We start from the raw sequence: 2,716 nt of genomic DNA, 5'->3' as shown, positions 1-2,716 counted from the left end.
GTTAACACCTAATTGTTCTGCATAATGCTTGGTAACATACGTTTTAATCAATCGCAATCTCAGAGAAAAATTTTTATCTTCCGGTGGCAAAGTTAACAAAAAATGAAAATGCTCTGGTAACAAAACAAAAGCATCAATTGAAAAAGGATGTTTTTCTCTTACCTTTTGAAGAGCCTCTCTGAGAGCCTTCCGTCCAATTTCACTACAGAGCCAGGATTCACGTTGATAAGTAACTTGGGTAATAAAATAAGTACCGCCAGAAACATTAGATCTTCTATAATTAGGCATTGTTCTATCTTTAATATATCTCTTTGGTGGTGAGTTACGACGGATTGCTAATTCTAAGCAAGAGCAGAGATTGTCGCCGTCTAACGCACCTTACATTTTACTTTATTATTAAATTGGTGCGTTAGCGATAGCGTAACGCACCCTTTGGTCTGTTAAAATTTTAGCAGGATATGTAAATAATAAGGACTAAAATGAATAATAATTTTCGCTTACGCACTAATGCAAAAGGTGAACAATACTTAAACGTTTTTGATTTTTGGAGTTCTTCAGTAGAAGACTTCATTCGAGAAAACAGCATTGATTATTTGTATCTTTCATCAGGAGAATGGAAAAATTTATATTTTCTTGAAAATGTTAAAGACTATATCGATAAATTTCGCTTCTATACCAACTCAGATAATGAAAATCTGGAAGGATTAACTTGTCTATCTAATTTAGTTTTTTTATCTCTAGAAATTCTTTCAAAAACTCCTCTAGATTTTTCTTTCTTCCCAAATCTTAAGAAATGTATAATTTATTGGAATAATAATTTTTCTAATAATCTATTCGATAATAAAAACTTAGAAGAATTATCAATAAGCTATTGGAAAAACCTGCAATTTCAGCCTTGCTCTAAATTAAAAAATTTAAAATTTTTAGATATTGCTCAATCTGCATTACATACTCTAGAAGGTATCTCTCGATTAAATCATTTAGAAACTTTAATTTTATCCGATCTAAGAAGCCTAGTTGAAGTCAAGGAAATTAGTAAGCTGATACAACTACAGGAACTCAGATTGGGTAACTGTAAAAAAGTTTATGATTTGTCTTTTATTTCATCATTAACATACCTAAAAAAGTTGGAACTTTATGGTATGGGAACAATTCAATCTCTAGAATTTTTAAAAAACTTGGAAAATTTAGAAAGTTTTAGTTTTGATGGTTCAACAATAATTGAAGATGGAAACTTAAATATTCTAATAACTCTTCCTAAGCTTAAACACACTATTTTTAAATATCGAAAACATTATACACATAGAGCAACAGAAATTAATACTCTCCTCTCTCATAAAAAATATTAGTGTGATCGCCGATCTAGTAGTGCGATCGCCGATCTTGTAGGGTGCGTTAGGCGGCGACAATCTCTGGCAAAAAAAAACAAATTAATAATCCGCGCCCCACGCACCAACTTTATCATTAAACCGGTGCGTTACGCTATCGCGCTTCGCACCCTACTGGACTGTTTCAACTAAAATAGGGCAATAGATTTCGGCTTAAAGTCTTAGATTATAGAATTTATAGCATTTTTCTAATACACCAAATTAGCTGAAACAGTCCACTACGATTCATGTTTCTGTTTTAGATCTTGTAGTGCTTTTTCAAATGGTGATGGCTATCGCTTGTTTGGGGTAGGAATTGGGACAAATGCTCGACTGCCACAATTACAACTGTTTAGAATGGACTATGGTCTTTTCAACCACATTAACGGCACAAGAGTTTGGCAAGATGGAAAATTTCATTATCATGTCTAAAATCCATTATTGATTATTATCTCTTACTCAAGACGTATTGTGAAAAACCTATGATGACATTAACCTCAAATAATTATTCACCAACTTTTGAGCTTTCTGGAATCCGTATTTATTATGGTAAAATACAAGAAAAACCAGATGGAACGCTCGTTTGTTCCCATACTTTTCCTGAAAAAATCAAAGCTGAAAATAATTTTTGCTCTGATTTTTATCTACTATTTTAATCTATTTTAGATGAGTTAGAAGAATATGTCTGGTTAGTTGATTTAGAGTGTTTTAATTTACAATATCTTAATGAAAATGACTTTGATACAGTAGAATCTTATTTAGATTCTATTAGAGTTGATAATATAGCTTATCTTTCAAATTCACCAGGGTTTCTTAAGCAGTTTGCTCCTTTGGTCAAAGATGATTGGAATCAATTATGGGGCTTTAAAAAAACATTACTCAATGTTAGAACTCTTATTAATTGTTATCCAATTACAGAATTATTAAATTGGTGCGTTACGACGGATTGCTAGATCTAAGCAAAAGCAAAGATTATTACCGTCTAACGCACCCTACATTTTATTACTAGAATATTGATAATTAAATCACTCATCCCAAATTGCTGTTGGTATTTCTTTGATACCATCGCTCCCCCAATTAGGCGGATAAATTCCCTGAGCAATAAACCGATGGATGCTTGAAAACTGCCAATCTTGCGGATTTGCACATAATCCATGTTTTACGGGATTATAATGAATATAATCACAATGCAGAGCAAAATCTCTTTCATCTCGAAGCAAATGTTCCCAATAACGACGCTGCCAAAGATTGCGCTCTCTTCGGTTTATTCGTGACTGAGAAACTTCTCGGTTAACACCTAATTGTTCTGCATAATGCTTGGTAACATACGTTTTAATCAATCGCAATCT

4 protein-coding genes are annotated in these 2,716 nt (G+C 32.6%); 2 read left to right on the top strand and 2 right to left on the bottom strand.

Annotation, left to right across the window (positions count from 1 at the left end):
• The coding region (locus tag IM515_RS02760) for an REP-associated tyrosine transposase (protein WP_287630131.1) at window positions 1–288 on the bottom strand (288 nt) is incomplete at its 3' end.
• A 191-nt stretch (window positions 289–479) separates the two neighbouring features.
• On the opposite strand from IM515_RS02760, the gene IM515_RS02755 reads away from it, so the two are divergent.
• Together IM515_RS02755 and IM515_RS02750 are read left to right on the top strand one after the other, a co-directional pair.
• Complete coding sequence (locus IM515_RS02755) at window positions 480–1,349, top strand: leucine-rich repeat domain-containing protein (RefSeq protein ID WP_287630132.1); 870 nt, start codon at window positions 480–482, stop codon at window positions 1,347–1,349.
• A 500-nt stretch (window positions 1,350–1,849) separates the two neighbouring features.
• Window positions 1,850–2,023: a hypothetical protein gene (locus IM515_RS02750; RefSeq protein ID WP_287630133.1), complete on the top strand. Its 174-nt coding sequence runs from the start codon at window positions 1,850–1,852 to the stop codon at window positions 2,021–2,023.
• A gap of 369 nt (window positions 2,024–2,392) precedes the next feature.
• Here IM515_RS02750 and IM515_RS02745 read toward each other — a convergent pair.
• On the bottom strand, window positions 2,393–2,716 hold a 324-nt coding region (locus IM515_RS02745), incomplete at its 5' end, for an REP-associated tyrosine transposase (RefSeq protein ID WP_502881967.1).

Source organism: Microcystis sp. M44BS1, from assembly GCF_020244875.1.
In the GTDB taxonomy this organism is placed as follows: Bacteria; Cyanobacteriota; Cyanobacteriia; order Cyanobacteriales; family Microcystaceae; genus Microcystis; species Microcystis panniformis.
This window is presented reverse-complemented; position numbering and strand designations above follow the sequence as displayed.